The sequence below is a fragment of the Modestobacter italicus genome, from assembly GCF_019799965.1.
GTDB classification, from domain to species: Bacteria; Actinomycetota; Actinomycetes; order Mycobacteriales; family Geodermatophilaceae; genus Modestobacter; species Modestobacter italicus_A.
The window spans coordinates 480,797-505,177 of sequence record NZ_JABGCJ010000001.1; the positions used below are offsets into that span (position 1 = coordinate 480,797).

Consider the following 24,381-nt stretch of genomic DNA (forward strand, 5'->3'; position numbering starts at 1 on the left):
GACCCAGTCGTGATCGACAGCCGGGGGTAGGGCACCCTAAGTTCGGTGAGGCAAGCCTCACCTGGGCGTCGCCCACCCGGTCGCGCCCGATCACGGCGCGGCCCCTCGAACTGGAAGGACACCATGCGCCGCGCACCGCGACTCGTCGCGATCACCACCGCAGCCCTGCTCACCGGGGGGCTCGCCGCCTGCGGGTCGGACTCGTCGGACTCCGCCGCCGCGGCGGACTCCGGGGACTTCACCCCCGTGACGATCGAGCACGCGTTCGGCACGACGACGCTGGAGGCCCAGCCCGAGCGCGTGGCCACGGTGCAGTGGGCCAACCACGAGGTGCCGCTGGCACTGGGCGTCGTCCCGGTCGGCATGGCCGCGGCCAACTTCGGCGACGACGACGGCGACGGCCTGCTGCCCTGGGTCGAGGAACGGCTCGAGGAGCTGGACGCCGAGACGCCGGTGCTGTTCGACGAGACCGACGGCATCGACTTCGAGGCGGTCGCCGACACCGACCCCGACGTCATCCTCGCCGGCTACTCGGGCCTGACCCAGGAGGACTACGACACCCTCAGCGAGATCGCGCCGGTCGTGGCCTACCCCGAGGGCCCCTGGGCCACCCCGTGGCGCGAGATGATCGAGGTCAACTCGGCCGGCATGGGCATGGCCGAGGAGGGTGACCAGCTCATCGCCGACCTCGAGCAGGACATCGCCGACACCGTCGGCGAGCACCCCGAGCTCGAGGGCAAGTCGACGATGTTCCTCACCCACGTCGACACCACCGACCTCAGCGAGGTCAGCTTCTACACCCCGTACGACACCCGCAGCGCCTTCTTCGGTGACCTCGGGCTCACGACGCCGGCCAGCGTCCAGGCCGCCTCGACCGACGAGACCCAGTTCTCCGGCACGATCAGCGCCGAGCAGGTCGACCAGTTCGACGACGTCGACATCATCGTCACCTACGGCGACCAGGCCCTCGTCGACGCCCTGAACGCCGACCCGCTGCTGTCGAAGATCCCCGCGGTGGCCAACGGCTCGATCGTGCTGCTGCCGGACACCCCGTTGGGCACCGCCGCGAACCCGACCCCGCTGGCGATCAACTACGTGCTCGAGGACTACGTCTCGATGCTCGCCGAGGCCGCCGCCAAGGCGCCGTGACCTCGATCGACACCCGTCCGGCACCGGACGCCGCCACCGTGCGGCGTCCGGTGCCGGTCCGTCTGCTCTGGCTGCTCGCGGTCACCGCCGTCCTGGTCCTGCTGATGGCCGCCTCGGTCGCGATCGGCTCCCGCGGGGTCGGCTGGTCCGACATCCTCGCCGCACTGGGCGGGTCGACGGACAACATCGGGCAGGCGGCGGTGACCAAGCGGATCCCGCGCACCCTCCTGGCGGTCGTCGTCGGCGCTGCGCTGGGCCTCTCCGGCGCGGTCATGCAGGGTGTGACCCGCAACCCGCTGGCCGACCCGGGGGTGCTCGGCATCAACATGGGCGCCTCGCTGGCGGTGGTCGCCGGGATCGCCTGGTTCGGCCTGTTCTCGGCGACCAGCATCGTCTGGACGGCGATCGTCGGCGCTGCCGTCGCGGCGGTCTTCGTCTACGCCGTCGGCTCGCTGGGCCGGGGTGGGGCGACCCCGTTGAAGCTCGCCCTCGCCGGGGCCGCGACCTCGGCTGCGCTGACCTCGTTCATCACCGCGGTGGCCCTGCCGCGCGGCGACATCGCCGAGAGCATCGTGTCCTGGGAGATCGGTGGCGTCGGCGGAGCCACCTTCGCCGGCATCGGCACCGTGGCGCCGTTCCTCGTCGCGGGGTTGCTGATCAGCCTGCTGTCCGCGCGCAGCCTCAACTCCCTCGCGCTCGGCGACGAGCTCGCCGCCGGCCTCGGCGAGCGGGTCGCCCTCGCCAGGGGGGTGGCCGCGTCCGGGTCGGTCCTGCTGTGCGGCGCGGCCACCGCGGTCGCCGGGCCGATCGGGTTCGTCGGGCTCGTCGTCCCGCACCTCTGCCGCCTGCTGGTGGGCGTGGACCACCGCTGGCTGCTCCCCTTCTCCGCGCTCGCCGGCGCGTGCCTGCTCACCGGCGCCGACGTGCTCGGCCGGATCGTGGCCCGCCCGACCGAACTGGACGTCGGCATCCTCACCGCGATCATCGGGGCCCCGTTCTTCATCGCGATCGTCCGCCGGCAGAAGGTGCGCGAGCTGTGACCGCCGTCCTCACCCCAACGCCCTCGACGGTCGACACCGTCGCCCGCGGGCGGGTCCGCCGCGCCGCGCGCCGGCGGCTGGTGACCACCCTGCTCGCGCTCGCCGTCCTGGTCGCCTTCGCGGTGACGCTGATGGTGGGGCGGACCTTCTACCCGCCGGGGGACGTGCTCCGCGTCGTCCTCGGCTCCGACGTCCCCGGGGCGTCGTTCACGGTCGGCACGCTGCGGCTGCCGCGCGCCGTCCTCGCGGTGACGGCCGGGCTCAGCTTCGGCCTGGCCGGCGTCACCTTCCAGACCATGCTGCGCAACCCGCTGGCCAGCCCCGACGTCATCGGCATCACCTCGGGCGCCAGTGCCGCGGCGGCCTTCGCGATCGTGGTCCTGGGCTGGTCGGGCACGGCGGTGTCGGTCACCGCGATCGTGTCGGCGCTCGGGGTGGCACTGCTGATCTACAGCCTGGCGTTCAAGGACGGCGTCGCCGGCACCCGGCTGGTCCTGATCGGCATCGGCGTCGCCGCGATGGGCAAGAGCGTCACCTCCTACGTGCTGTCGAAGGCGGGGGCGTGGGACTTCGCGGAGGCGCTGCGCTGGCTGACCGGCAGCCTGAACGGCAGCACCTGGGAGGCCACCGTGCCGGCGCTGCTCGCGCTGCTGGTCCTCGGACCGGTCCTGCTGAGGCAGACCCGGGCGCTGTCCGCGTTGCAGCTGGGTGACGACACGGCCTCCGCGCTGGGGGTCCGGGTCGAGCGCACGCGGATCATCGCGATCATCGCCGCGGTCGGCTTGCTCGCCTTCGCCACCGCCGCGTGTGGTCCGATCGCCTTCGTGTCCTTCCTGGCGGGTCCGATCGCGGCACGCCTCGTGGGGCCGAACGGCTCGCTGCTGGTGCCCGCCGCACTGGTCGGGGCCCTGCTCGTGCTCGTGGCCGACCTGTGCGGCCAGTTCGCGTTCGGCACCCGCTTCCCGGTCGGCGTCGTCACCGGCGTGCTGGGCGCCCCGTACCTGATCTATCTGATCGTGCGCACCAACCGCGCGGGAGGCTCGCTGTGAGCGCGAGCGGACGGAGAGAACCGTGACCACCGAGCACGCACTGCGGGCCGAGGACCTCACCCTCGGCTACGGCGAGCGGACCGTCGTCGAGGGCCTGGACCTGGCCGTGCCGCCGGGGCGGATCACCGCGATCGTCGGGGCCAACGCCTGCGGCAAGTCGACGCTGCTGCGCTCGATGACCCGGCTGCTGGCCCCGCGCGCCGGCCGGGTGCTGCTCGACGGCAAGGCCGTGCACCGGCTGCCGGCCAAGGAGCTGGCGCGCACACTGGGCCTGCTGCCGCAGTCCCCGATCGCGCCGGAGGGCATCACCGCCGCCGACCTGATCGGCCGCGGTCGCAACCCGCACCAGGGCGTCTTCTCCCGCTGGAAGCCCGAGGACGACGCCGCGGTGGCCGCTGCCCTGGAGGCGACGCAGACCACCGAGCTGGCCGACCGGGCGGTCGACGAGCTCTCCGGGGGGCAGCGCCAGCGGGTGTGGATCGCGATGGCGCTGGCCCAGCAGACCGACCTGCTGCTGCTGGACGAGCCGACCACGTTCCTGGACGTGAGCCACCAGATCGAGGTGCTCGACCTGCTCACCGACCTGAACCGCGCGCGCGGCACGACCATCGTGATGGTGCTGCACGACCTGAACATGGCCGCCCGCTACGCCGACCACCTGGTGGCGATGGCCGGCGGCCGGGTGCACGCCACCGGGACCCCGGACCAGGTGCTGACCGAGGAGTGCGTGCGCGCCGTGTTCGGCCTGGACAGCCGGGTCGTCGTCGACCCGACGTCGGGCAAGCCGCTGATGCTGCCGCTGGGCCGGCACCACACCGACGCCGCCGTCCAGACCGTGGACGCCGCCGGCTGAACCGGCGACCGGCGGGGTCAGACCGCGGCGGCGATGAGCTCGGCGATCTGCACGGTGTTGAGGGCCGCGCCCTTGCGCAGGTTGTCGTTGCTGACGAACAGGGCCAGGCCGTGGTCGCCGTCCTGCCGGATCCGGCCGACGTAGCTGGGGTCGGTGCCGGCGGCCTGCAGCGGGTTCGGGACGTCGGAGAGCTGCACCCCCGGCGCGCTCGACAGCAGCTCGGTCGCCCGGGCCACCGAGAGCGGCTGGGCGAACTCGACGTTCAGCGACAGCGAGTGGCCGGTGAAGACCGGCACGCGCACGCAGGTGCCGGAAACCCGCAGGTCGGGGATGCCGAGGATCTTGCGGCTCTCGTTGCGGAGCTTCTGCTCCTCGTCGGTCTCGAAGCTGCCGTCGTCGACGACCGTGCCGGCCATCGGCAGCACGTTGAACGCGATGGGCGCCACGTACTTCACCGGCGCGGGGAAGGTGACCGCGCTGCCGTCGTAGGCCAGCGCGTCGGCCTTGTCCACGACCGCCTTGACCTGGCCGTGCAGCTCCTCGACGCCGGCGACCCCGCTGCCGGAGACGGCCTGGTAGGTGCTGGCCACGATCCGGACCAGCCCGGCCTCGTCGTGCAGCGGCTTGAGCACCGGCATCGCGGCCATCGTGGTGCAGTTGGGGTTGGCGATGATCCGGCCCTCGGCGGCCAGCGCGATGTCCCCGGGGTTGACCTCACTGCAGACCAGCGGGATCGCCGGGTCGCGGCGGAACGCGGAGCTGTTGTCGATGACGGTGACCCCGGCGGCGGCGAACCGCGGTGCCTGGGCCCGCGAGGTGGTGGCACCGGCGGAGAACAGCGCGACGTCCAGCCCGGTCGGGTCGGCGGTGGCGGCGTCCTCGACGACGACCTCCCCGTCTCCCCAGGGCAGGGTGCGGCCCGCCGACCGGGCGGAGGCGAAGAACCGGATGGAGGCCAGCGGGAAGTCGCGCTCGGCCAGGATCGAACGCATGGCCACGCCGACCTGACCGGTCGCGCCGACGATCCCCAGGTGCAGCGGGCGGCTCATCGTCCGGTCCCTCCGTAGACGACTGCCTCGGCCTGGTCGGAGCCGAGGTCGAACGCGTCGTGCACCGCGCGGACGGCGAGGTCGACGTCGGTGTCGCGGCAGACGACGGAGATGCGGATCTCCGAGGTGCTGATCAGCTCGAGGTTGACCCCGGCGTCGGCGAGCGCGCCGAAGAACTTCGCCGAGACGCCCGGGTGCGAGCGCATCCCGGCGCCCACCAGGGACACCTTGCCGATGTGCTGGTCGAAGCTGACGCCGGTGTAGCCCACGGTGTGCTTGACCCGCTCCAGCGCGGCGATCGCGGTGGGGCCGTCGCTCTTGGGCAGCGTGAAGGAGATGTCGGTCAGCTTCGCCTCGGTCGAGACGTTCTGCACGATCATGTCGATGTTGATCTCGGCGTCGGCCAGCACGCGGAAGATCTGGGCCGCCTCGCCCGGCCGGTCCGGGACACCGGAGACGGTGATCTTGCCTTCGCTCCGGTCGTGCGCGACGCCGGTGATGATCGCCTGTTCCACGGTGAGGTCCTCCATCGAACCGGTCACGGTCGTGCCGGGGAGCTGTGAGTAGGAGCTGCGCACGTGCACCGGGATGCCGTACCGCCGGGCGTACTCGACGCAGCGGAGCATGAGCACCTTGGCCCCGGAGGCGGCCAGCTCGAGCATCTCCTCGTAGGTGATGGTCTCCAGCCGCTTGGCGTTGGGCACGATCCGCGGGTCGGCGGTGAACACGCCGTCCACGTCGGTGTAGATCTCGCAGACGTCGGCGCGCAGGGCGGCGGCGACCGCGACGGCGGTGGTGTCGGAGCCGCCACGGCCGAGCGTGGTGACGTCCTTGGTGTCCTGGCTGACGCCCTGGAACCCGGCCACGATCACGATCGACCCGTCGTCCAGGGCGTCGCGCAGCCGGCCGGGCGTGACGTCGATGATCCGCGCCTTGCCGTGGCTGGAGGTGGTGATCACCCCGGCCTGCGAGCCGGTGAACGAGCGTGCCTCGTAGCCGTGCGTGGAGATGGCGATGGCCAGCAGCGCCATGGAGATGCGCTCGCCGGCGGTCAGCAGCATGTCCAGCTCGCGGCCGGGCGGGTCGGCGGTGATCTGGCTGGCCTGGTCGAGCAGCTCATCGGTCGTGTCGCCCATCGCGGAGACGACGACGACCACGTCGTCGCCGTTCTTCTTCGCCTCGACGATGCGCTCGGCCACGCGCTTGACGCGCTCGGCGTTCGCAACGGAGGAACCGCCGTACTTCTGTACCACCAGGGCCACGGGACCAGGTTACCGGCGGTGACCTGGGGCCCGGCGCGCGCGCACCGCTTGCCGCCGGGATGTCCAGCAGGTGGGATGCCCAGGTGCCCCGTACCGACCTCTGGTTGCTGTCCGAGCGGGAACGGGCGAACGCCGCCACCCGGCTGCCGGCCTGGCGTCCGGACAACCTCGCCGAGCCCCTCGTGCACGGCGCCGGCTACTTCGACCGGCTGGTCGAGGAGGTCCGCGCACTGACCCCCGGCGACCACCTCTTCTTCGCCGACTGGCGGGGCGACCCCGACGAGCGGTTGCGCCCCGAGGGCCCGACGGTGGCCGAGCTGTTCAGCGACGCGGCCGCCCGGGGCGTGCACGTGCGCGGGCTGGTCTGGCGCTCGCACTGGGACGGCCTGTCGTTCAGCAAGGCGCAGAACCGGTCGCTGGACCGTGAGGTGGAGGCCGGCGGCGGCCGGGTGGTGCTCGACCAGCGGGTGCGGGCCTTCGGCAGCCACCACCAGAAGTTCGTCGTCCTCCGGCACCAGGACGACCCCACCCGGGACGTCGCCTACCTGGGCGGCATCGACCTGTGCCACAGCCGCCGGGACGACGCTGGCCACCGCGGCGACCCCCAGCCGGTGGGGATGTCCCCGGCGTTCGGACCGCGGCCGGCCTGGCACGACGTCCAGCTGCAGGTGCGGGGGCCGGTGGTGGCCGACGTGGACGCCGTCTTCCGGGAGCGCTGGTCGGACCCGACCAGCCCGGTGGCCTACAACCCGATCGCCTGGCTGCGCGGTGTGCTGCGGGGTGCCCGGCTGCACCCCGAGCCGCTGCCCGACCCGTTGCCCGCGCCGCCGGCCGCCGGCCCGCACCAGGTCCAGCTGCTGCGCACCTACCCGCAGACGCGCAGCCGGTACCCGTTCGCGCCGCGCGGTGAGCGGTCGGTCGCCCGCGGACACGTCAAGGCACTCGCCCGCGCGAGCCGGCTGGTGTACCGGGAGGACCAGTACCTCTGGTCGGCCGACGCGGCCGCGCCGTTCGCCGCCGCCCTGCGTCGCGAGCCGGACCTGCACCTGGTGGTGGTGCTCCCCCGGCGCTCCCAGCAGGACGGGGTGGTCTCCCGCGCCGAGCGCGTGGGCCGGTGCGCCGCGCTGGACCTGCTGCGCGAGGCCGGTGGCGGGCGGGTGCACGTGTTCGACGTCGAGTCGCCCGACGGGCTGCCGGTCTACGTGCACGCGAAGGTGGAGGTGGTCGACGACGTGTGGGCCGCCGTGGGCAGCGACAACGTCGACCGCCGCTCGTGGACGCACGACAGCGAGCTCTGCGGCGCGGTGCTGGACCCGACCCCGGACCCCCGGGAGCCGCGGGACCCGGCCGGCCGCGGGGACGGCGCGCGGGTGATCGCCCGCGAGCTGCGGCTGGCACTGGCCCGGGAGCACCTGGACCGTGCGCCGGACGGCAGCCAGGACGACGACCTCCTCGACCCCGGCTCGTTCGTCGCCGCGCTGGAGGCGACCGCCGCCGCGCTGGAGGCGTGGCACGCCGGTGGGCGTCGCGGTCCTCGCCCGCCCGGCCGGCTGCGGCCGCACGTCCAGGCCGGGCTGTCCCGGCGGGGGCGGCTGTGGGCGGTGCCGGTGTACCGGGTGCTGCACGACCCGGACGACCGGCCGAGGTGGATGCGCCGCCGCGGTCTCTTCTGACCTCCCCACCCGGCACCCGCGCCCGCGACCACCTCGGCTCGGACCCGCAGGTCCCTGCTCGCCCACCTCCGACCGGTAGACCCGTCCCCGCCCGGCCCCGCCTCATGGCCCGTCGGCTCGATGCCGCTGTGGGCGGTCCCGTCCCGCAAGGCCCATGCGGAACGCTCTAGGACGCCCCCGTCGACCGGGGAACCGGTGGCGACAGGTCCGATCCGGACGCTCGTGCTCTGCGTGCGAGGACGACGCAGAGCACGAGCGTGTGGAGAACGGACACCGGCCCCCCTGGGACGAGCGGCACGCCCTCGAGCGGACGGCGTCTGCGCTCGGGCAGGCGTCCAGGCAGAAGACGCCCGGGGGCCACCGCACCCGGGGCCACCACACCCGGGGCCGCCACACCCGGGCTCACGACGCTCGGGGGTGACGGTCCCCGGCTGCCACCCGACCTGGTGACCGAGCGGTCCACCGACCCGGTTCGCCGTCCACAACCTGGCGGCGGGCCTCCCGCCCGCACGTCCGGTGCACGACGGTGACGGACGTGGACACCCGCACCGGACGTGGCGACCCGGAGCCGGATGCTGCCCTGGACCACACAACCGGGCCCCTCACGGTCGCGGGGGCGCTGCGCCGGGTCCGCCGGCTGGCCGACCTCTCCCAGCGCCAGCTCGCTGCCGCGCTCGGCGTCTCCGCCTCCGTCATCTCCCAGGCGGAGGCCGGCCGGCGCGACCTGCCGGTCACGCTCCTCCGCCGGGCCGCCGAGCTGGGCGGCGTGCGCCTGGCGCTGCTCGACACGGACGGCCGGGACGTGGCCGACATGTCCGACAGCGCAGCCCGGGACGGTGGCGGCCGGCGCTTCCCGGCGCACCTGGACACCCGGCACGGCGACGAGGACTGGTGGGCCGGTCCCGAGCGCTACACCCGCCGACAGCCGACCTACACGTTCGACCGGGACCGCGCCCGCCGCGACCGGAAGCGCCGGACGCAGGGGACGCCGGAGGACCACCTGCTCCCCCGCCCCGGCGATGCGCTGGAGGAACGGTCCCGGGCCCGGCGGGCAGCCGCCTGGGCACGCCACCGGCAACGGCTGAGCCGGCTGGCGGCCGAGAGCCCGCGCCCACCAGCGCCTGAGCTGGTCTGCACCTGCCCGCCCGACTGTGACGACCTGCTGGACGACGTCCGCGTCGACACCCCGGGGCGGCCACCACACGTCGACCGCTGCCCCTGCCGCTGCGACACCGCATGAGCCCCGGCCGGCCCGGCCGACGCACCGCCACCGGACGGAGGCCCCGCCGGAGGTGCCTGCCGCAGGCGCGCGCTGTTACCGTGACGGCGTGCGCGGCAGCCTCCTGCTTATCAGCCGCGGCGAGGCCCTCTCCTAGGTCGGCTCCCTCGCCGCGGTGATCGCGCGTCCGGTGGGCGCCAGCTGACCGCATCCCGGTGCTGCCCCGCAGCCCGCCAGAGGAGCCCCCATGTCCGAGAACCACCCGCACGCCCGCAACCCCCAGCGCCCCTCGCCGATGCCGATCGGCAAGTACGCGCCGTTCACCCCGGTCGCGCTGCCCGACCGCACCTGGCCGGAGAAGGTCACGACCGCCGCCCCGCGCTGGTGCGCGGTCGACCTGCGCGACGGCAACCAGGCGCTGATCGACCCGATGACCCCCGACCGCAAGCGGCGGATGTTCGAGCTGCTGGTCCGGATGGGCTACAAGGAGATCGAGGTCGGCTTCCCGGCGGCCAGCCAGACCGACTACGACTTCATCCGTCAGCTGGTCACCGACGACCTGATCCCCGACGACGTCACCGTCCAGGTGCTGACCCAGGCCCGCGACGAGCTGATCGAGCGGACCTTCGAGTCCCTGCGCGGGGCGAAGCAGGCGATCGTGCACCTGTACAACTCCACCTCCACCCTGCAGCGGCGGGTCGTGTTCAACTCCGACCGCGCCGGGATCACCGACATCGCCGTCCACGGCGCACAGCTGGTGCGCAAGCTGGCCGAGCAGGCCGGGGAGACCGAGATCCGCTTCGAGTACTCCCCCGAGTCGTTCACCGGCACCGAGCTGGAGTTCGCCGTCGAGGTCTGCAACGCCGTCACCGACGTGTGGGAGCCCACCGTCGACCGGCCGACGATCCTCAACCTGCCGGCGACGGTGGAGATGGCCGAGCCGACCGTCTACGCCGACCAGATCGAGTGGATGCACCGCAACCTGGGCCGCCGCGACGCCGTCGTGCTGTCCCTGCACCCGCACAACGACCGGGGCACCGCCGTCGCCGCCGCGGAGCTGGGGTACCGGGCCGGCGCGGACCGCATCGAGGGCTGTCTGTTCGGCAACGGCGAGCGCACCGGCAACGTCGACCTGGTCACCCTGGGGCTGAACCTGTTCAGCCAGGGCATCGACCCGCAGATCGACTTCTCCGACATCGACGACATCCGGCGCACCGTCGAGCACTGCAACCAGCTGGGCGTGCACGAGCGGCACCCCTACGGCGGCGACCTGGTCTACACCGCCTTCTCCGGCTCCCACCAGGACGCGATCAACAAGGGCTTCGCGGTCATGAAGGCCGACGCCGAGGCCGCCGGGAAGACGGTCGACGAGATCCCGTGGGCCGTGCCGTACCTGCCGATCGACCCCAAGGACGTCGGCCGCAGCTACGAGGCCGTGATCCGGGTGAACAGCCAGTCCGGCAAGGGCGGCGTCGCCTACATCATGAAGACCGAGAACCACCTGGACCTGCCGCGCCGGTTGCAGATCGAGTTCAGCGCGGTGGTCCAGCGGCACACCGACGACGAGGGCGGCGAGGTCACCGCCGCCCAGATGTGGACGGCGTTCAGCAGCGAGTACCTGCCCGACGCCGACGCGCCCTGGGGCCGGTTCGCCCTCTCCGGCCACGAGCACACCGCCTCGGGCAACGGACCGGACCAGATCAGCGTCGAGCTGGTGGACCGTGGCGTGCCGGTGACCGTGCAGGGCCGGGGCAACGGGCCGATCGCGGCGTTCGTCGACGCGCTGCGCACGCTGGACGTCGACGTCCGGGTGCTCGACTACGCCGAGCACGCCCTCAGCGCCGGCGGTGACGCCCGGGCGGCCTCCTACGTGGAGTGCGCCGTGGGCGAGCGGGTGCTGTGGGGCGTGGGCATCGACGAGAACATCCTCACCGCCTCGCTGCGGGCGATCGTCTCGGCGGTCAACCGCGCCGAGCGCTGACCGCTCCGCCGGAGCACGGCCGGCACGGCGTCACGCCGTGCCGGCCACCAGCACTGCGGCGGCCTCGTCCAGGGCCCGCCGGGCCCGGGTCCACGAGACCGAGCTGGGCGCCTCACCCAGCAGGACGACGGTCCGCCCGTCGCCGAGCACGCCGGCCGAGTGCAGGTGCCGCTGCCCGGCCACGCAGCACATCCAGCCCTGCTTGCCCGCCACCCCGCCGCCGGGCCCCGCGGCCAGCAGCCCGAACCGTTGGTCGAACCCGTCGGCCGCGGTGGCGGTGGCGTTGCGCATCCACCCGAGCAGCACCTCCGCGCCGGGCGCACCCGCGGTCAGCGCGGCCAGGAACCGGCCGGTGTCCGCGGCGGACATCGACGCCTCTCCCCACTGCCCCGACTCGGCCGGCGGTGCGGTGCCGGTCAGGCCGAAGGTCGCTGCCGCGGACCGGACCAGGTCGGCGCCGTCGTGGGCGTCCCAGAGCAGGCTCATCGCCGTGTCGTCCGAGGCGGTGACCGCCCGCTCCATCCGGGCCAGGTCGGCCGGCCCGAGGGTGAGGACGCCGACCGCCGCGCGGGCCAGCAGCTGCTGGACGACCAGCAGCTTGACCAGCGACGCGCTGGGCACCGGCCGGTCGGCGGCGGGCGTGCTCACCAGCACCGCAGCGTCCCGGTCCAGGACCACCGCGTCCAGGGCCACCCCGGCCGGCAGCGCGGCTGCCTGCAGCCCGGCCAGCACCGCGTCCCGGTCGACCGGGGGCCGTGGCGTGGTGGCGAGAGGGACCCTGGCCGACGGCCGCTCCAGCTGACGGAGCGACGTCACCGGCAGCGTCTCGTCCGGGGTGCGCGCAGAGCCGGCGGAACAGAGCACCGGGCTGACCAGGAGACCTGCCACCAGCACACCGGTCACCGCGACGCCCGCGATCCGCGCGCGGCTGCCGACCATGTCACCGATGGTGGCCCGCCGGCGCCCCGGTGCCAAGCCCCGCCGCCCCGGCTCGCGGTCGACCGGGGACGGTCCCGGCCCGGCCGGCGTCCGGGTCAGTCGGGCAGTGCCTGGTCCAGGTCCTCCGGTGTCCGGCGTCGCTCCGCGTCGGTCGTCCGGGTGTGCTCGGGGGCGTCGGCCGGCTGGTCGCCGCTCATCCCCTCCTGCCCCGCGCGGAGCTCGGCCCCCCGCTGCGCGTCGACCAGCTCGTCGACCACCAGCAGGTCGCGGCGCACGTGCCGGCGGCGGTAGGCGATCCGGCTGACCATGTGCGCGTTCACCGGGGCGGTGATCAGCTGGAACGCCGCGACCAGCAACAGCATCCAGGTCGCCGACCAGCCGGTGAGCCGGATGGCGCCACCGACCATGATCAGCAGGACGCCCATCACCTGCGGCTTGGTGCCGGCGTGCATCCGGGACAGCACGTCCGGGAAGCGCAGCACGCCGAGCCCGGCGGTCAGGCAGAGGAAGGCGCCGATGAGCAGGCAGGCCGCGGCGATCCAGTCGGGCACCGAGTCGAAGTCGTTCACGAGGTCGCCTCCCCGGTCGGTGCGGCGCCGGGCGGGGCCAGCCCGGACTCCTCGCCGTCGTCGGTCGGTGAGCGCATCAGCATGCCGCCGACGTAGCGCGCCACCGCCACCGAGCCCACGAAGGCCAGCAGCGATACGACCACCAGCACCGGCACGATCGTGGGGTCCCGTTGCAGCGCCGCGTACACGGCCAGCCCCGCGGTGATGATCACCAGCAGGGTGTCGGTGGCGACCACCCGGTCCAGCAGCGACGGCCCCAGCGCCAGCCGGACGACCGCGAGCACCGCGCCCACCCCGAGCATCGTGTAGACCACGATCGAGAAGACGGTCACCGCGGCACCTCCGGCCCGTCCGAGCCCGGGGACAGCTCCGACACCGGGCCGTCGTGGTCCAGCCGGGCGATGTCCTCCGCCGTCCCGAACGCGCGCACGACCCGGTCCTCCATCATCAGCACCCCGGCGCGCTGGTGCTCGACGTCGTCGGCGTCGTCCACGTGCAGCAGGTGGATGCCCAGGGTGCGCCGGGGCCGGTCCAGGTCCAGCACGATCGACCCCGGGACCAGGGTCAGCGCCTCGGAGATGATGGTCAGCAGCAGGTCGGAGTCGGTGCGCAGCTGGACGGCGATGATCGCCCCCTGCTGCATGCCGCTGGGCCGGATCGCCTGCCACGCCACCTGCGCGCTGGAGACGACCAGGTCCTTGAGGAAGTACCAGGTGAAGACCAGCAGTGCCACCGGGTGCACCCGCACGCCGCCGACGACGGCGGGCAGCGGCAGCACGTTGGTCACCAGGACCGCGACGAGGATCCCGGACAGCAGGTTGGCCCAGGACCAGGTGCCCCACAGCAGGATCCAGATCAGCACCAGCCAGGTGAGCACCGGCAGCTGGTGCCGGAACCGCAGCGCGCCGCTCACCGCCCGGCCTCCTCGCCGTAGACGGCCTCGATGTAGGGCGTGCGGTCGAGCAGGTCGCCCGCGGCCCGGTCCGTCATGCCGTACAGCGGGCCGGCGATCACCGTGAGGCCGACGGTGAGCGCCACCATCACCGCGGTGGCCGCGGTCATCACCCCCGGCAGCGGCTGCAGCGACGGCGCCCTGTCCTCGGCCCCGCCGCTCGGCCGGCCCTCACCACCCTCGGGTGCCTCGGTGGCCACGGCCACGTGCCGCGCCCAGGCGCCACGGCGACCGGTCCGCCGGGCCGCGAGGGTGGAGGTGGCGCCCCCGGCGTGCTCGTCGACCGCGTCGTCCGGCTCGTCGGTGCCCGGCGGGGCTTCGTCCGGCCCGTCGTCGGGGCCGGCGTCCCGGGCAGCGGCCGCTGCGGAGTCAGCGGCGGGAGCCTGCGCCGGCGGCCGCCAGAAGGCCCGGGTCCAGACCCGGGACATCGCCACCAGGGTCAGCAGGCTGGTCACGACCGCACCGCCGACCAGCACGTAGGCGCCCCAGCCGCCGTCGGCCACCCCGGCCCCGAGCAGGCCGACCTTGCCGATGAAGCCGGAGAACGGCGGGATCCCGGCCAGGTTCATCGCCGGGACGAAGAAGAGCACCGCCAGCAGCGGCGAGGCGGTGGCCAGCCCACCGAGCCGGTCGACCGCCATCGTCCCGCCGCGCCGCTCGATCAGCCCGGCCACCAGGAACAGGGTGGTCTGGATGGCGATGTGGTGGACGACGTAGAAGATCGCGCCGGCCAGCCCGGCCGCCGAGCCCAGCGCGATCCCGAACACCATGTAGCCGATGTGGCTGACCAGCGTGAACGACAGCAGCCTGCGGATGTCGCTCTGCGCGACGGCGCCGAGGATGCCGATCAGCATGGTCGCCAGCGCCGCCCACATCAGCACGTCGTCCAGCGCGCCGTCGGGGAACAGCAGCGTCTGGGTGCGGATGATCGCGTAGACGCCGACCTTGGTCAGCAGGCCCGCGAAGACCGCGGTGACCGGCGCCGGCGCCGTCGGGTAGCTGTCGGGCAGCCAGGCCGACAGCGGGAAGACCGCCGCCTTGATGCTGAAGGCGATCAGCAGCAGGCTGTGCAGCAGCAGCTGGGTGCCGTCGGGCAGGTCGCCCAGCCGGCCGGCCAGCTGGGCGAGGTTCACCGTGCCGGTCGCCGCGTAGACCAGCCCGATCGAGGCCAGGAAGAGCAGCGAGCTGAGCAGGCTGACCACCACGTAGGTGATCCCCGCGCGGATCCGTGGGGCCGAGCCGCCCATGGTCAGCAGCACGTAGCTGGAGGTCAGCAACACCTCGAAGCCGACGTAGAGGTTGAACAGGTCACCGGCCAGGAACGCGTAGCTCACGCCGGCGATGAGCACCAGGAACGTCGGGTGGAAGATCGACAGCGGGGTGTTCTCGTCGCCGTCGGCGGCCCCCTGCCCGACCGCGAACACCAGGACGCCCAGGCCCACCGTGCTGGCCACGATCAGCATCAGCGCGGAGAGCCGGTCGACCACCAGCATGATCGCCACCGGGACCGGCCAGTCGCCGACGGCCACCGCCGCGGCCCCGTTGGCGTCCGCGATCAGCAGCAGCGCCACGGAGACGGCGACGATCGCGGCGAGCACCAGGATGCTGAGGGCGCGCTGCAGCTTCGCGTGCCGCCCGACCAGCAGCGCCGCCGCGGCGCCCAGCAGCGGCAGCAGGACCGGCAGCGGTGCCAGCACCCCGATCACGACCGGCCCCCACCGGTCGGTGGCAGCGCGATGTCGTCGGAGGGGATGCCCTCGTAGCGCTGGGCGAGCCGCTCCTCGACGTCCACGTCGGAGTGCAGGGTGTTCCCCTTCCCGGCAGGCCGGTCCTCGGTCGGGAGGTCGTCGGGGTCCATGTCGTCGGCGTCCATGCCCTCCCGGGTGGCGACCCGGCGGTCCTCCTCGTCGACCTCGATGACCTCCTGGCGGACCAGCTGCCAGGACCGCTGCACCATCGCCAACAGGAACGCGGTGACCCCGAAGGTGATCACGATCGCGGTCAGCACCAGGGCCTGCGGGAGCGGGTCGCTCATCTCCTCGGCCTCGGCGTACCCGAAGATCGGCGCGAGCGCGGACGGGCCGCTGGCGGACAGCAGCAGCAGGTTCGTGGCGTTGCCCAGCAGCAGGAACCCCAGGATCACCCGGGTGAGGCTGCGGTCCAGGAGCAGGTAGACCCCGGCGGCGTAGAGGCCGCCGATGACGACCGGCAGCACGATGGTGGGGGTCATCGGACGATCACCTCGTCGGGAGCGGCGTCGGCCGGGTCGTCCTCGTCCTCCTGGCGGTCCTGCTCGGCGCCCAGGCTGCGCAGGATGTCGAGGACCAGCCCGACCACGATGAGGAAGACGCCGATGTCGAAGAAGAGCGCGGTCGGCAGGCTCGCGTGGCCGAGGACCGGCAGGTCGGCCTCCAGGTAGGCCGACTCCAGCACCTGCCCGCCGAGCAGCAGCGCGACCCCGCCGGTGCCGCCGGCCAGCAGCAGCCCCGCGCCGAGCAGCACGCCCGGGTCGATCGGAGCTGCCTCGCCGAGCTCGTAGCGGCCACCCGCCAGGTAGCGCAGCACCAGGGCCAGCGCGGCGACGAGCCCACCGGCGAACCCGCCGCCGGGGTCGTTGTGGCCGGAGAAGAGCAGGAAGAGGGCGAACACCACGATCGTGTGGAAGAGGAACCGGGTGGTCACCTCCAGCACCACCGAACGCCGCTGCGGAGCGAGCGTGGAGGACGCTGACAGCCACCGGCGGCGCGGCGCCCGGCGCGCGTTGGTGTCGTCGTGACCGGAGGTGTGTTCCTCACCGGCCCGGTCGACCGCGCCGGTACGGCGGCGCAGGAACACCAGGCTGGCCACCCCGGTGGCCGCCACGACCAGCACCGACAGCTCGCCCAGGGTGTCCCAGGCGCGGATGTCGACCAGGATCACGTTGACCACGTTCTCCCCGTGGCCCTCCTCCAGCGCGAGCTCGGGGATGTCGGCGGAGACCGGGGTGGCCGTGCGGGCGCTCAGCGCCGCGGCCCCGACCCCGGCCATCACCAGCCCCACGCAGACGGCGATGACCGCCCGCACCGTGCGCTCAGCGGGCCGGTGCCGGTCGCCGATGTCCTTGGGCAGCTTGCGCAGCACCAGCACGAAGACGACCAGGCTCAGCGTCTCGACCAGGAACTGGGTGAGCGCCAGGTCGGGGGCGCCGTGCAGCACGAACAGCAGTGCCAGCCCGTACCCGGTGACCCCGACGGCGAGCACCGCCGACAGCCGCTGCCGGATCCGGATCGTCAGCACAGCCGCGGCCAGCACGATCGCGCCGACCAGCGCCTGCAGCGGGGTGTCCCAGGCCCGCCACTCGTCCGGCCACGGCGTCCGGGCCAGCAGCACCGAGCCCGGGAGCAGCAGGACGACGACCAGGATCGTGCCCAGGTAGGTCGGCAGCGACCCGCGCTGCGTCGTCCCGGTGACGCCGACGGCGACCCGGTCGAGGGCCTGCAGGGTGTTCCAGTAGCCCTCGTCGGCGGAGGCCCCGACGGCCACCCGGTGCTGCAGCCGGGTGAACTGCGAGCGCAGGGCGAAGAGCGCGGCGCCGCCGAGCAGGGTGACCGCGGACAGCCCCAGCGCCGGCTGCACACCGTGCCAGAGCGCCAGGTGCTCGGCCTCCGGGGCGATCAGCGGCAGGGTTTCGGCGTACCGGACCACCAGCTCGTCCAGCAGCGGGCTGGCCGGCCCCGCCGCCAGCCCGGCGAGGGCGAGCACGGCCGGGGCGGTGAGGAACAGCGGCCCGGGGTGGTGCTCCAGCTCCTCGGGTGCACTGTCCGGCAGGCCCGGCTTGCGGGCGAAGGCACCCCACAGGAAGCGGGCGCAGTAGGCCGCGGTGAACACCGAGCCCAGCACCAGCCCGACCAGGACGACGACCGCGCTGAGCCGGTCGGGCAGCCCGCCGTCCCACAGGGCGGTGAAGGCGGCCTCCTTGCCCACGAAGCCCAGGAACGGTGGCAGCCCGACCAGGCTGGCCGCGGCCAGGGAGGCCGTGACGGCGAGCACCGGCATCCGCCGTCCGAGCCCGGACAGCAGCCGCAGGTCACGGACCCCGGTGGCGTGGTCGACCACGCCGACGGAGAGGAACAGCGTCGACTTGCTCAGCGCGTGCGCGACCGTCATCGCCAGCCCGGCGGCGGCCAGCTCCTCGCTGCCGGCGCCGACCATGGTGATCAGGAAGCCCAGCTGGCTCACCGTGCTGAAGGCCAGCAGCAGCTTCAGGTCGTTCTGCCGCAGCGAGCGCCAGCCGCCGATCAGCATGGTGGCCACGCCCAGGCCCAGCACCACCGGCCGCCAGCCGGGGACGTCGGCGAGCCCCGGGGCCAGCCGGGCGACCAGGTAGATGCCCGCCTTCACCATCGCCGCGGCGTGCAGGTAGGCGCTGACCGGGGTCGGCGCCTCCATGGCGGCCGGCAGCCAGAAGTGGAAGGGCACCATCGCCGACTTGGTCACCGCACCGGCCAGCACGAGCATCGTGCCGGCCACCATCACCGGCCCGCTCCCCGGGGCCGTGACGATCTCCGACAGCAACCGGCTGCCGCTGGCCGAGGAGATCATCAGCAGCCCGACGAGCATCGCCAGGCCGCCGGCGGTGGTGAGCAGCAGCGCCTGGCTGGCGGCCCGCCGTCCGGCCAGCTTGGCGCCCGAGCCGCCGATCAGCAGGAACGAGAAGACGGTGGTGAGCTCCCAGAACACGTAGAGCACCAGCACGTCGTCGGCGAGCACCAGCCCGAGCATCGACCCGGCGAAGGCGGTCATCACCCCGGCGAAGCGACCGATGCCCTCGTCGTCCGGCTCGAAGTAGCGGGCGCAGTAGACCAGCACGAGCGCGCCGACCCCGGTGACCAGGGCGGCGAAGGTCAGCGCGAGCGCGTCCAGCCGCAGCGCGACCTGCAGGTCCAGCGCGGGGATCCAGGAGACGGTCTCGGTGACCTCGCCCCCGCCGGTCACCGTGCCCAGCCGGGTCAGCACCCAGCCGAAGGCGGCTCCGGGGACCAGCGCGAGGGCCAGGAACGCCTGACGACCCCACCAGCGGACGAGCAGCGGCGCGGCGACCGCGGCGACGAGGTGGAGGAGCAGCAGCAGGCCCAACGGGTCCCTTCCGGTCGTCGTCGGCCGGGCGTGCTGGTGCACGCACCACGGTGCGGCGCGATCGAAGCGTTGGGTTCCATCCTCCCGGTGATCGCCGTCCGCGGCGACTCGGGGAGATCACCGCAGACGGCGGCGAGGTCACCCTCCCGGCCTGACCAGCCCGCTCTCGTAGGCGAACGCGACCGCCTGCACCCGGTCGCGCAGGCCCAGCTTCAGCAGCACCCGGCTGACGTGTGTCTTCACCGTCGCCTCCCCCAGGTACAGCCGGCCGGCGATCTCGGCGTTGGACAACCCGGCGGCCACCAGGGAGAGCACCTCGGTCTCCCGCTCGGTGAGCTGCCCGAGCGCGGCGGCGCGCACCGGGTCGGGAGCCGGCGCGGTCGCGAACGACTCGATGACCCGCAGGGTCACCGCGGGGTCCAGCAGGCCACCGCCGTCCGCGACGGTGCGCACCGCGGCGACCAGGTCCTCCGGAGGGGCCACCTTGAGCAGGAACCCGCTCACCCCGGCCCGCAGCGCAGCGGTCACGTACTCGTCCTCGTCGAACGTGGTCAGCACCACCACCCGGGTGGGCAGCCCCGCGGCGATGATCCGGCGGGCGGCCTCCAGCCCGTCGACGCCGGGCATCCGGACGTCGAGCAGGACGACGTCGGGCCGCAGCGCGGTGACCGCCCGGACGCCCTCCAAGCCGTCGGCTGCCTCGCCCACGACCTCGACGTCGGGCTCGGCGGCCAGGACCATGCGCAGCCCGGTGCGCACCATCGCCTGGTCGTCGACGAGCACCACCCGGATGGTCACGCCCCCACCGCCTGGACCGCCTGTCGCCCGGCCACCGGGAAGGTGGCCCGCACCCGGTAACCGCCCCCCCGCACCGGGCCCACCTCCAGACTGCCGCCGGCGACCGCGACCCGCTCGCGCATGTGCAGCTGCCCGAACCCGCCCGGGGCGGCCTGCTCGACCGGGCCGGTCGTCCGCGGCCGGCCGTCGTCGGTGACCGTCACCGTCACCCGGTCAGGGCGCCACGCCAGCTCGACCCGGGTCGCGGCCGCCCCGGCGTGCCGGACCACGTTGGACAACGCCTCCTGCACCACCCGGACGGCGGAGACGTCGACCAGCTGCGGCAGCTCCACCGGCGCCCCGGTCACCACCAGCTCCAGGGGCATGCCCCCGGTGCGCAGCTCGTCGAGGACGGCGTCCAGCCGGGACAGCGACGGCAGCGGCGCGGGCTCGCCGTCGGGCTGCTCCCGCAGGATGCCGACCACGCGGCGCATCTCCTCCACCGAGTCCCGGCCCAGCCGCTCCAGGCCCCGCAGCACCTCCTGCGCCTCGGGGTGGTCCGGGAGCAGCCGGCGGAGCCCGCCCATCTGGAGGACCATCACGCTCACCGCGTGGGCGACCGAGTCGTGCACCTCGCGGGCGATCCGGGCGCGCTCGGCGGTGGTGGCGGCCGCGGCGACGGTCTCCTGCTGCTCGGCCAGCCGTGCGGCCAGCACCAGCAGCTCGTGCGCCCGCCGCCGCGACTGGGCCACCAGCGCGCCGACGGCGCCGGAGGCGCCGAACACCAGCAGATAGAACACCGACTCCCACGGCGAAGGCGCGAAGGTCGCACCCACCCCGGTGGCCAGCGCCGCCGCCGCGGCCGCCACCGTCGCACCGCGGCGGGCCGGGAGCACCGCGACGGCATGGCCGACCAGCAGGCCCATGCCGATCAGCTGGGACCCACCGGGGCCGGGTGCGCCGGCGAGCAGGTTGCCGAGCACCGTGAGCGCACCGAGCACCGCCGTCCCGGCCGGCCAGCGCTGGCTCACCGCCAGCAGCACCCCGACGAGGACTCCGGGCACGGTGATGCCGGCCTGGTAGCGGGTGATGCCCTCGATCGCCCACTCGACGAGGGACATGACCCCCAGCAGCAGCCCGACACCCGGCCAGAACAGGCGTCGGGCGAGCGGGGAGGCGGTCCAGCGGGCCATGGGAGCACGCTAGGGGCCGCACGCACCGCCGGGCATCCACCGCGCGACGGACCGCGGGACCCGGGCCGTCCGCCGCACGGGGGGACCAGGTGGGCGCCTCACGACGGACGCGCAGGTCAGCGGGCCGTTCCTAGCGTTGCCGCCATGACGACCGACCTCATCCCCTCTCCCCCGGCGACCGACTCCCGCACTCCCCGCAGCGCCGGCTCGCTGCTGCTGCCGATCGCCGGCGGCGCGCTGATCGTGGGCCAGCTGCTCTACGCGGCCGGCATGGCGACGTCCCCGCCCCAGGACTCGATGGCCTCCGCCGACTACGTCGAGGCGCTGGCCCGCGACGAGGGACGCACCGCCCTGTCCGCCCTGCTGCTGCACTACGGCACCCTCGCCACCGGCGTGGGCTGGCTCGCCGCCCCGGCTCTGGTCCGCGGCCGGCGCGGCCGGCTGACCACCGTCGCCGGCGCGCTCATGGCCGTCCTGGGCATGGTCAGCGTCGCGGGCATGGTCCTGTCGGACTTCTGGACCGGCGCCCTGGGCCGCGAGCTGCCCGCCGACACGGCGGTCTCGCTGTTCGACACCGTGCAGGCCGCACCCGGCATGGCCGTCGTCGGCACCGTGACCGTGCTGGGCCTGCTCGGACCGCTGGTGGTCTGCGCCGGCCTGGCCCGGGCGGGGGTCACCGGCTGGTGGCTGCTCGCGCCGGCACTGATCGGCCTCGGGCTGTCCTTCGCGCTGACCTTCTCGCCTCTGCCGTACGCCGCCCTGGCACTGCTGGGGGCCGTGCCGGCGGTGGTGGTCGGGCTCCGGATGCTGCAGCGCGCCCGGGCCGGTGCCGCCTGACGACGCCGTCGTGGCCCACCTCGCGTGCTCCTGGCCCACCTCCTGCGGTGAGCCAGGAGCACGCACGATCAGGTCACCCGGCCCCGGGCGGGGGTCAGCCCTCGGCGATCTCCGCGGCGGCCAGCCAGTCGGTCTCGACCTGCTCCTTCTCCGCCTGGACCGCCTTGAGCCGCGCGTCCAGCTCGGCCGCCCTGCCGTAGTCGGTGGCGGCGGCGGCCAGCTGCTCGTGCAGCGCCTTCTCGTCGGCGTCGAGCTTGAGCATCCGGCGCTCCAGCCGGGAGGCCTCCTTGCGGGCCGCCCGCGAGTCCGCCGCGCTGTGGGCGGGCGCCGAGCTGCTGCCGACCGGGGCCGCCGACCCCGACCCGGGCAGCGCGGCCTCGCCGGCGGCGCGCCGCCGCAGGTACTCCTCCACCCCGCCGGGCAGCGCGGCCAGCGAGCCGTCGCCCATCAGCGCCACCACCGAGTCGCAGACCCGGTCGACGAAGTACCGGTCGTGGCTGACCACCAGCACCGTGCCGGGGAAGCCGTCGAGCAGGTCCTCCAGCGCGGTGAGGGTGTCGATGTCCAGGTCGTTGGTCGGCTCGTCGAGCAGCAGCACGTTCGGCTCGGCCATCAGCAGCCGGAGCAGCTGCAGCCGGCGCCGCTCGCCACCGGAGAGGTCGCCCACCGGCGTCCACTGCCGGTTCGCGGCGAAGCCGAACCGCTCGGCCAGCGTGGACGCGGAGATCTCCTGGTTGCCGATCTTGGCGATCCGGGCGACGTCCTGCACCGCCTCCAGCACGCGCTGGCGGGGATCGAGCTCGGTGACGTGCTGGGACAGGTACGCCGCCGACACCGTCTGGCCGACGACGACCCGGCCGGCGTCCGGCTGTGCCTCCCCGACCAGCAGCTTGAGCAGCGACGTCTTGCCCGCGCCGTTCACCCCGACGACGCCGATCCGGTCGCCCGGGCCGACGTGCCAGGTCAGGTCGCGGAACAGGGTGCGCTCCCGCGGCCCGTCCGGGTCGGCCGGACCCGCTGGGTCCTCGGCGTCCTCGCCGCGGCCGCGCACCGTGTAGGTCACGTCCTCGACGTCGAAGACCGTCTTGCCCAGCCGCCGGGCGGCGAAGCCGGCCAGCGCCATGGTGTCGCGGGCGGGCGGCTCGTCGGCGATCAGCGCCTGGGCCGCCTCGATCCGGAACTTCGGCTTGCTGGTGCGGGCCGGCGGGCCACGGCGCAGCCAGGCCAGCTCCTTGCGCACCAGGTTGAGCCGGCGCTCCTCGGTGACGTTCGCGATCCGGGCCCGCTCGGCCCGGGCCAGGGTGTAGGCCGAGTAGCCGCCCTCGTAGGCGTGCACGCTCCCGTCGGCGACCTCCCACGTGGTGGTGGAGACCTCGTCGAGGAACCAGCGGTCGTGGGTCACCACGATCAGCCCGCCGGTGCGGGCCTTCACGTACTCGGCCAGCCACGCCACGCCCTCGACGTCCAGGTGGTTGGTCGGCTCGTCGAGCACCAGCAGGTCCAGCGGCCGGATCAGCTGGGCGGCCAGCGCCACGCGGCGCCGCTCGCCGCCGGACATCGGGGCCACCGGGGAGTCCAGCCCGATCCGGTCGAGCTCCAGGCCGGTGAGCACCGAGCGGACGGCGGCGTCACCGGCCCACTCGTGCTCGGCGGCGAACCGGGAGGCCGGCAGCACCACGTCGCGCACCGTCGTCCCGGGCGGGAGGGTGCCGGTCTGGTCGAGGACGCCCATCGCCAGGTCCCCGCGGCGGGTGACCCGGCCGGAGTCGGGCTCCTGGGTGCCGGTGAGGACGCCGAGCAGGGTGGACTTGCCGCCGCCGTTGCGGCCGACGACACCGATCCGTTCGCCGGCGGCGACGCCCAGGGAGACGTCGTCCAGGATCACCGTCGTCCCGTGGGCCTTCGACACCCGTTCCAGGTTGACCAGGTTCAGGGGTGCGCTCATCACCGCCCAGCATCCCAGGTGCGCCGGGGCGGCCGACGGGGTGTCAGCGTCGCCAGAACAGGTGGTGCGTCACCCCGCTCGGGCTGGGCACGACCTCCCGGTGGAACCGGTCGAGCAGCTCGTCGGACGACGTCCACAGCCGCGACCCCGCGCCGAGCTCCACCGGCGCCACCGCCACGTGCAGGGTGTCGACCAGATCGGCGTCCAGGAACTCCCGGACGGTGGTGGCTCCCCCGCCGAGCCGGACGTCGCGGCCACCCGCGGCAGCCTTCGCCTGCTCGAGGACCGTGGCCGGTTCGCCGCTGACGAAGTGGAACGTCGTGTCCGACAGCGAGAACGACGGCCGCTCGTGGTGGGTCAGCACGAACACCGGGGTGTGGAACGGGGGCTCGTCGCCCCACCACCCCTGCCACTCGTGGTCGCGCCAGGGGCCGCGCTGGGGGCCGAACTTGTTCCGGCCCATGATCTCGGCGCCGATGTTGCGCCCGAACTCGCGCATGAGGTGGTCGTCCAGGCCGCGGGTGCCGCCGGGCTCGGTGCGGTTGGGCCAGCTCGCGGTGGCGAACGCCCAGGCGCCCAGCACCTGCGGGTCGGCGTGGCCGAACGGCCGCTCCAGGCTCTGCCCCTCCCCCGCGCCGAAGCCGTCGCTGGAGAGCATGAAGTTGTGGACCCTGAGCAGCTGCGGCACGTGTCCCTCCTCTGACGTGGTCGTTGCCTGGAGAGACCGCCGCGGGCCCCGGAACTCATCGCCGCCCCGGCGTCCCGCACTGCGGGTCGGG

At 74.2% G+C, this 24,381-nt stretch carries 21 protein-coding genes; 8 read left to right on the top strand and 13 right to left on the bottom strand.

The window, feature by feature from the left end; translation table 11 throughout:
* Window positions 1–123 precede the first annotated feature (123 nt).
* Genes HLA93_RS02440 through HLA93_RS02455 form a run of 4 tightly spaced genes read left to right on the top strand, consistent with a single transcriptional unit; the run spans window position 124 to window position 4,091 of the window.
* Entirely contained in the window at window positions 124–1,149 is a 1,026-nt protein-coding gene (locus tag HLA93_RS02440; RefSeq protein ID WP_222192665.1) for an iron-siderophore ABC transporter substrate-binding protein, read from the top strand.
* Window positions 1,146–2,189: a FecCD family ABC transporter permease gene (locus HLA93_RS02445; RefSeq protein WP_222192666.1), complete on the top strand. Its 1,044-nt coding sequence runs from the start codon at window positions 1,146–1,148 to the stop codon at window positions 2,187–2,189. The genes HLA93_RS02440 and HLA93_RS02445 overlap by 4 nt, the downstream gene beginning before the upstream one ends.
* Window positions 2,186–3,238 carry a FecCD family ABC transporter permease gene (locus HLA93_RS02450; RefSeq protein WP_222192667.1) on the top strand — a complete coding sequence of 351 codons (1,053 nt, stop codon included), beginning with the start codon at window positions 2,186–2,188 and terminating at the stop codon, window positions 3,236–3,238. Before HLA93_RS02445 ends, HLA93_RS02450 begins: the two co-directional genes overlap by 4 nt.
* A gap of 22 nt (window positions 3,239–3,260) precedes the next feature.
* Complete coding sequence (locus tag HLA93_RS02455; protein WP_222192668.1) at window positions 3,261–4,091, top strand: ABC transporter ATP-binding protein; 831 nt, start codon at window positions 3,261–3,263, stop codon at window positions 4,089–4,091.
* 17 nt (window positions 4,092–4,108) lie between these two features.
* Here HLA93_RS02455 and HLA93_RS02460 read toward each other — a convergent pair whose 3' ends face one another.
* Complete coding sequence (locus HLA93_RS02460; RefSeq protein ID WP_222192669.1) at window positions 4,109–5,140, bottom strand: aspartate-semialdehyde dehydrogenase; 1,032 nt, start codon at window positions 5,138–5,140, stop codon at window positions 4,109–4,111.
* Window positions 5,137–6,402, bottom strand: a complete 1,266-nt coding sequence (locus HLA93_RS02465) for an aspartate kinase (protein WP_222192670.1) — start codon at window positions 6,400–6,402, stop codon at window positions 5,137–5,139. Before HLA93_RS02465 ends, HLA93_RS02460 begins: the two co-directional genes overlap by 4 nt.
* 83 nt (window positions 6,403–6,485) lie before the next feature.
* Between HLA93_RS02465 and HLA93_RS02470 the strand changes: the two genes are divergently transcribed.
* The 3 genes from HLA93_RS02470 (at window position 6,486) to leuA (ending at window position 11,275) form a co-directional block, all read left to right on the top strand.
* Window positions 6,486–8,075: a phospholipase D family protein gene (locus HLA93_RS02470; protein ID WP_308127906.1), complete on the top strand. Its 1,590-nt coding sequence runs from the start codon at window positions 6,486–6,488 to the stop codon at window positions 8,073–8,075.
* A gap of 535 nt (window positions 8,076–8,610) precedes the next feature.
* Complete coding sequence (locus tag HLA93_RS02475) at window positions 8,611–9,315, top strand: helix-turn-helix domain-containing protein (RefSeq protein ID WP_222192672.1); 705 nt, start codon at window positions 8,611–8,613, stop codon at window positions 9,313–9,315.
* A 226-nt stretch (window positions 9,316–9,541) separates the two neighbouring features.
* Window positions 9,542–11,275, top strand: coding sequence for a 2-isopropylmalate synthase (gene leuA, locus HLA93_RS02480; RefSeq protein ID WP_222192673.1), 1,734 nt, complete (start codon window positions 9,542–9,544; stop codon window positions 11,273–11,275).
* A 30-nt stretch (window positions 11,276–11,305) separates the two neighbouring features.
* On the opposite strand, the gene HLA93_RS02485 is transcribed toward leuA, so the two are convergent.
* From HLA93_RS02485 to HLA93_RS02525, 9 genes are all read right to left on the bottom strand, one after another.
* Window positions 11,306–12,214 carry a serine hydrolase gene (locus tag HLA93_RS02485; protein WP_222192674.1) on the bottom strand — a complete coding sequence of 303 codons (909 nt, stop codon included), beginning with the start codon at window positions 12,212–12,214 and terminating at the stop codon, window positions 11,306–11,308.
* Window positions 12,215–12,309: 95 nt separating this feature from the next.
* Window positions 12,310–12,783, bottom strand: coding sequence for a monovalent cation/H(+) antiporter subunit G (mnhG, locus tag HLA93_RS02490; protein ID WP_222192675.1), 474 nt, complete (start codon window positions 12,781–12,783; stop codon window positions 12,310–12,312).
* Window positions 12,780–13,115 (bottom strand): monovalent cation/H+ antiporter complex subunit F, encoded by a 336-nt coding sequence (locus tag HLA93_RS02495; protein WP_222192676.1) that lies wholly within the window; start codon window positions 13,113–13,115, stop codon window positions 12,780–12,782. Before HLA93_RS02495 ends, mnhG begins: the two co-directional genes overlap by 4 nt.
* On the bottom strand, window positions 13,112–13,696 hold the full coding sequence (locus tag HLA93_RS02500; protein WP_222192677.1) for a Na+/H+ antiporter subunit E: 585 nt from the start codon (window positions 13,694–13,696) through the stop codon (window positions 13,112–13,114). The genes HLA93_RS02495 and HLA93_RS02500 overlap by 4 nt, the downstream gene beginning before the upstream one ends.
* Window positions 13,693–15,441 carry a Na+/H+ antiporter subunit D gene (locus tag HLA93_RS02505; protein ID WP_222192678.1) on the bottom strand — a complete coding sequence of 583 codons (1,749 nt, stop codon included), beginning with the start codon at window positions 15,439–15,441 and terminating at the stop codon, window positions 13,693–13,695. The genes HLA93_RS02500 and HLA93_RS02505 overlap by 4 nt, the downstream gene beginning before the upstream one ends.
* Window positions 15,438–15,965 carry a Na(+)/H(+) antiporter subunit C gene (locus HLA93_RS02510; RefSeq protein ID WP_222192679.1) on the bottom strand — a complete coding sequence of 176 codons (528 nt, stop codon included), beginning with the start codon at window positions 15,963–15,965 and terminating at the stop codon, window positions 15,438–15,440. Before HLA93_RS02510 ends, HLA93_RS02505 begins: the two co-directional genes overlap by 4 nt.
* Window positions 15,962–18,892 (bottom strand): Na+/H+ antiporter subunit A, encoded by a 2,931-nt coding sequence (locus tag HLA93_RS02515; RefSeq protein ID WP_308127907.1) that lies wholly within the window; start codon window positions 18,890–18,892, stop codon window positions 15,962–15,964. The genes HLA93_RS02510 and HLA93_RS02515 overlap by 4 nt, the downstream gene beginning before the upstream one ends.
* Window positions 18,893–18,988: 96 nt before the next feature.
* Window positions 18,989–19,648 (bottom strand): response regulator, encoded by a 660-nt coding sequence (locus tag HLA93_RS02520; protein WP_222192680.1) that lies wholly within the window; start codon window positions 19,646–19,648, stop codon window positions 18,989–18,991.
* Window positions 19,645–20,820 (bottom strand): sensor histidine kinase, encoded by a 1,176-nt coding sequence (locus HLA93_RS02525; protein WP_222192681.1) that lies wholly within the window; start codon window positions 20,818–20,820, stop codon window positions 19,645–19,647. The genes HLA93_RS02520 and HLA93_RS02525 overlap by 4 nt, the downstream gene beginning before the upstream one ends.
* 144 nt (window positions 20,821–20,964) lie before the next feature.
* Here HLA93_RS02525 and HLA93_RS02530 point away from each other — a divergent pair, with 144 nt between their 5' ends.
* Window positions 20,965–21,657, top strand: a complete 693-nt coding sequence (locus tag HLA93_RS02530) for a hypothetical protein (protein WP_222192682.1) — start codon at window positions 20,965–20,967, stop codon at window positions 21,655–21,657.
* Between the two features lie 94 nt (window positions 21,658–21,751).
* Here the strand turns inward: HLA93_RS02530 and HLA93_RS02535 are convergent, their stop codons facing one another.
* Window positions 21,752–23,602 carry an ABC-F family ATP-binding cassette domain-containing protein gene (locus HLA93_RS02535; RefSeq protein WP_222192683.1) on the bottom strand — a complete coding sequence of 617 codons (1,851 nt, stop codon included), beginning with the start codon at window positions 23,600–23,602 and terminating at the stop codon, window positions 21,752–21,754.
* A gap of 43 nt (window positions 23,603–23,645) precedes the next feature.
* Window positions 23,646–24,290, bottom strand: a complete 645-nt coding sequence (locus HLA93_RS02540; RefSeq protein WP_222192684.1) for a dihydrofolate reductase family protein — start codon at window positions 24,288–24,290, stop codon at window positions 23,646–23,648.
* Window positions 24,291–24,381 lie beyond the last annotated feature (91 nt).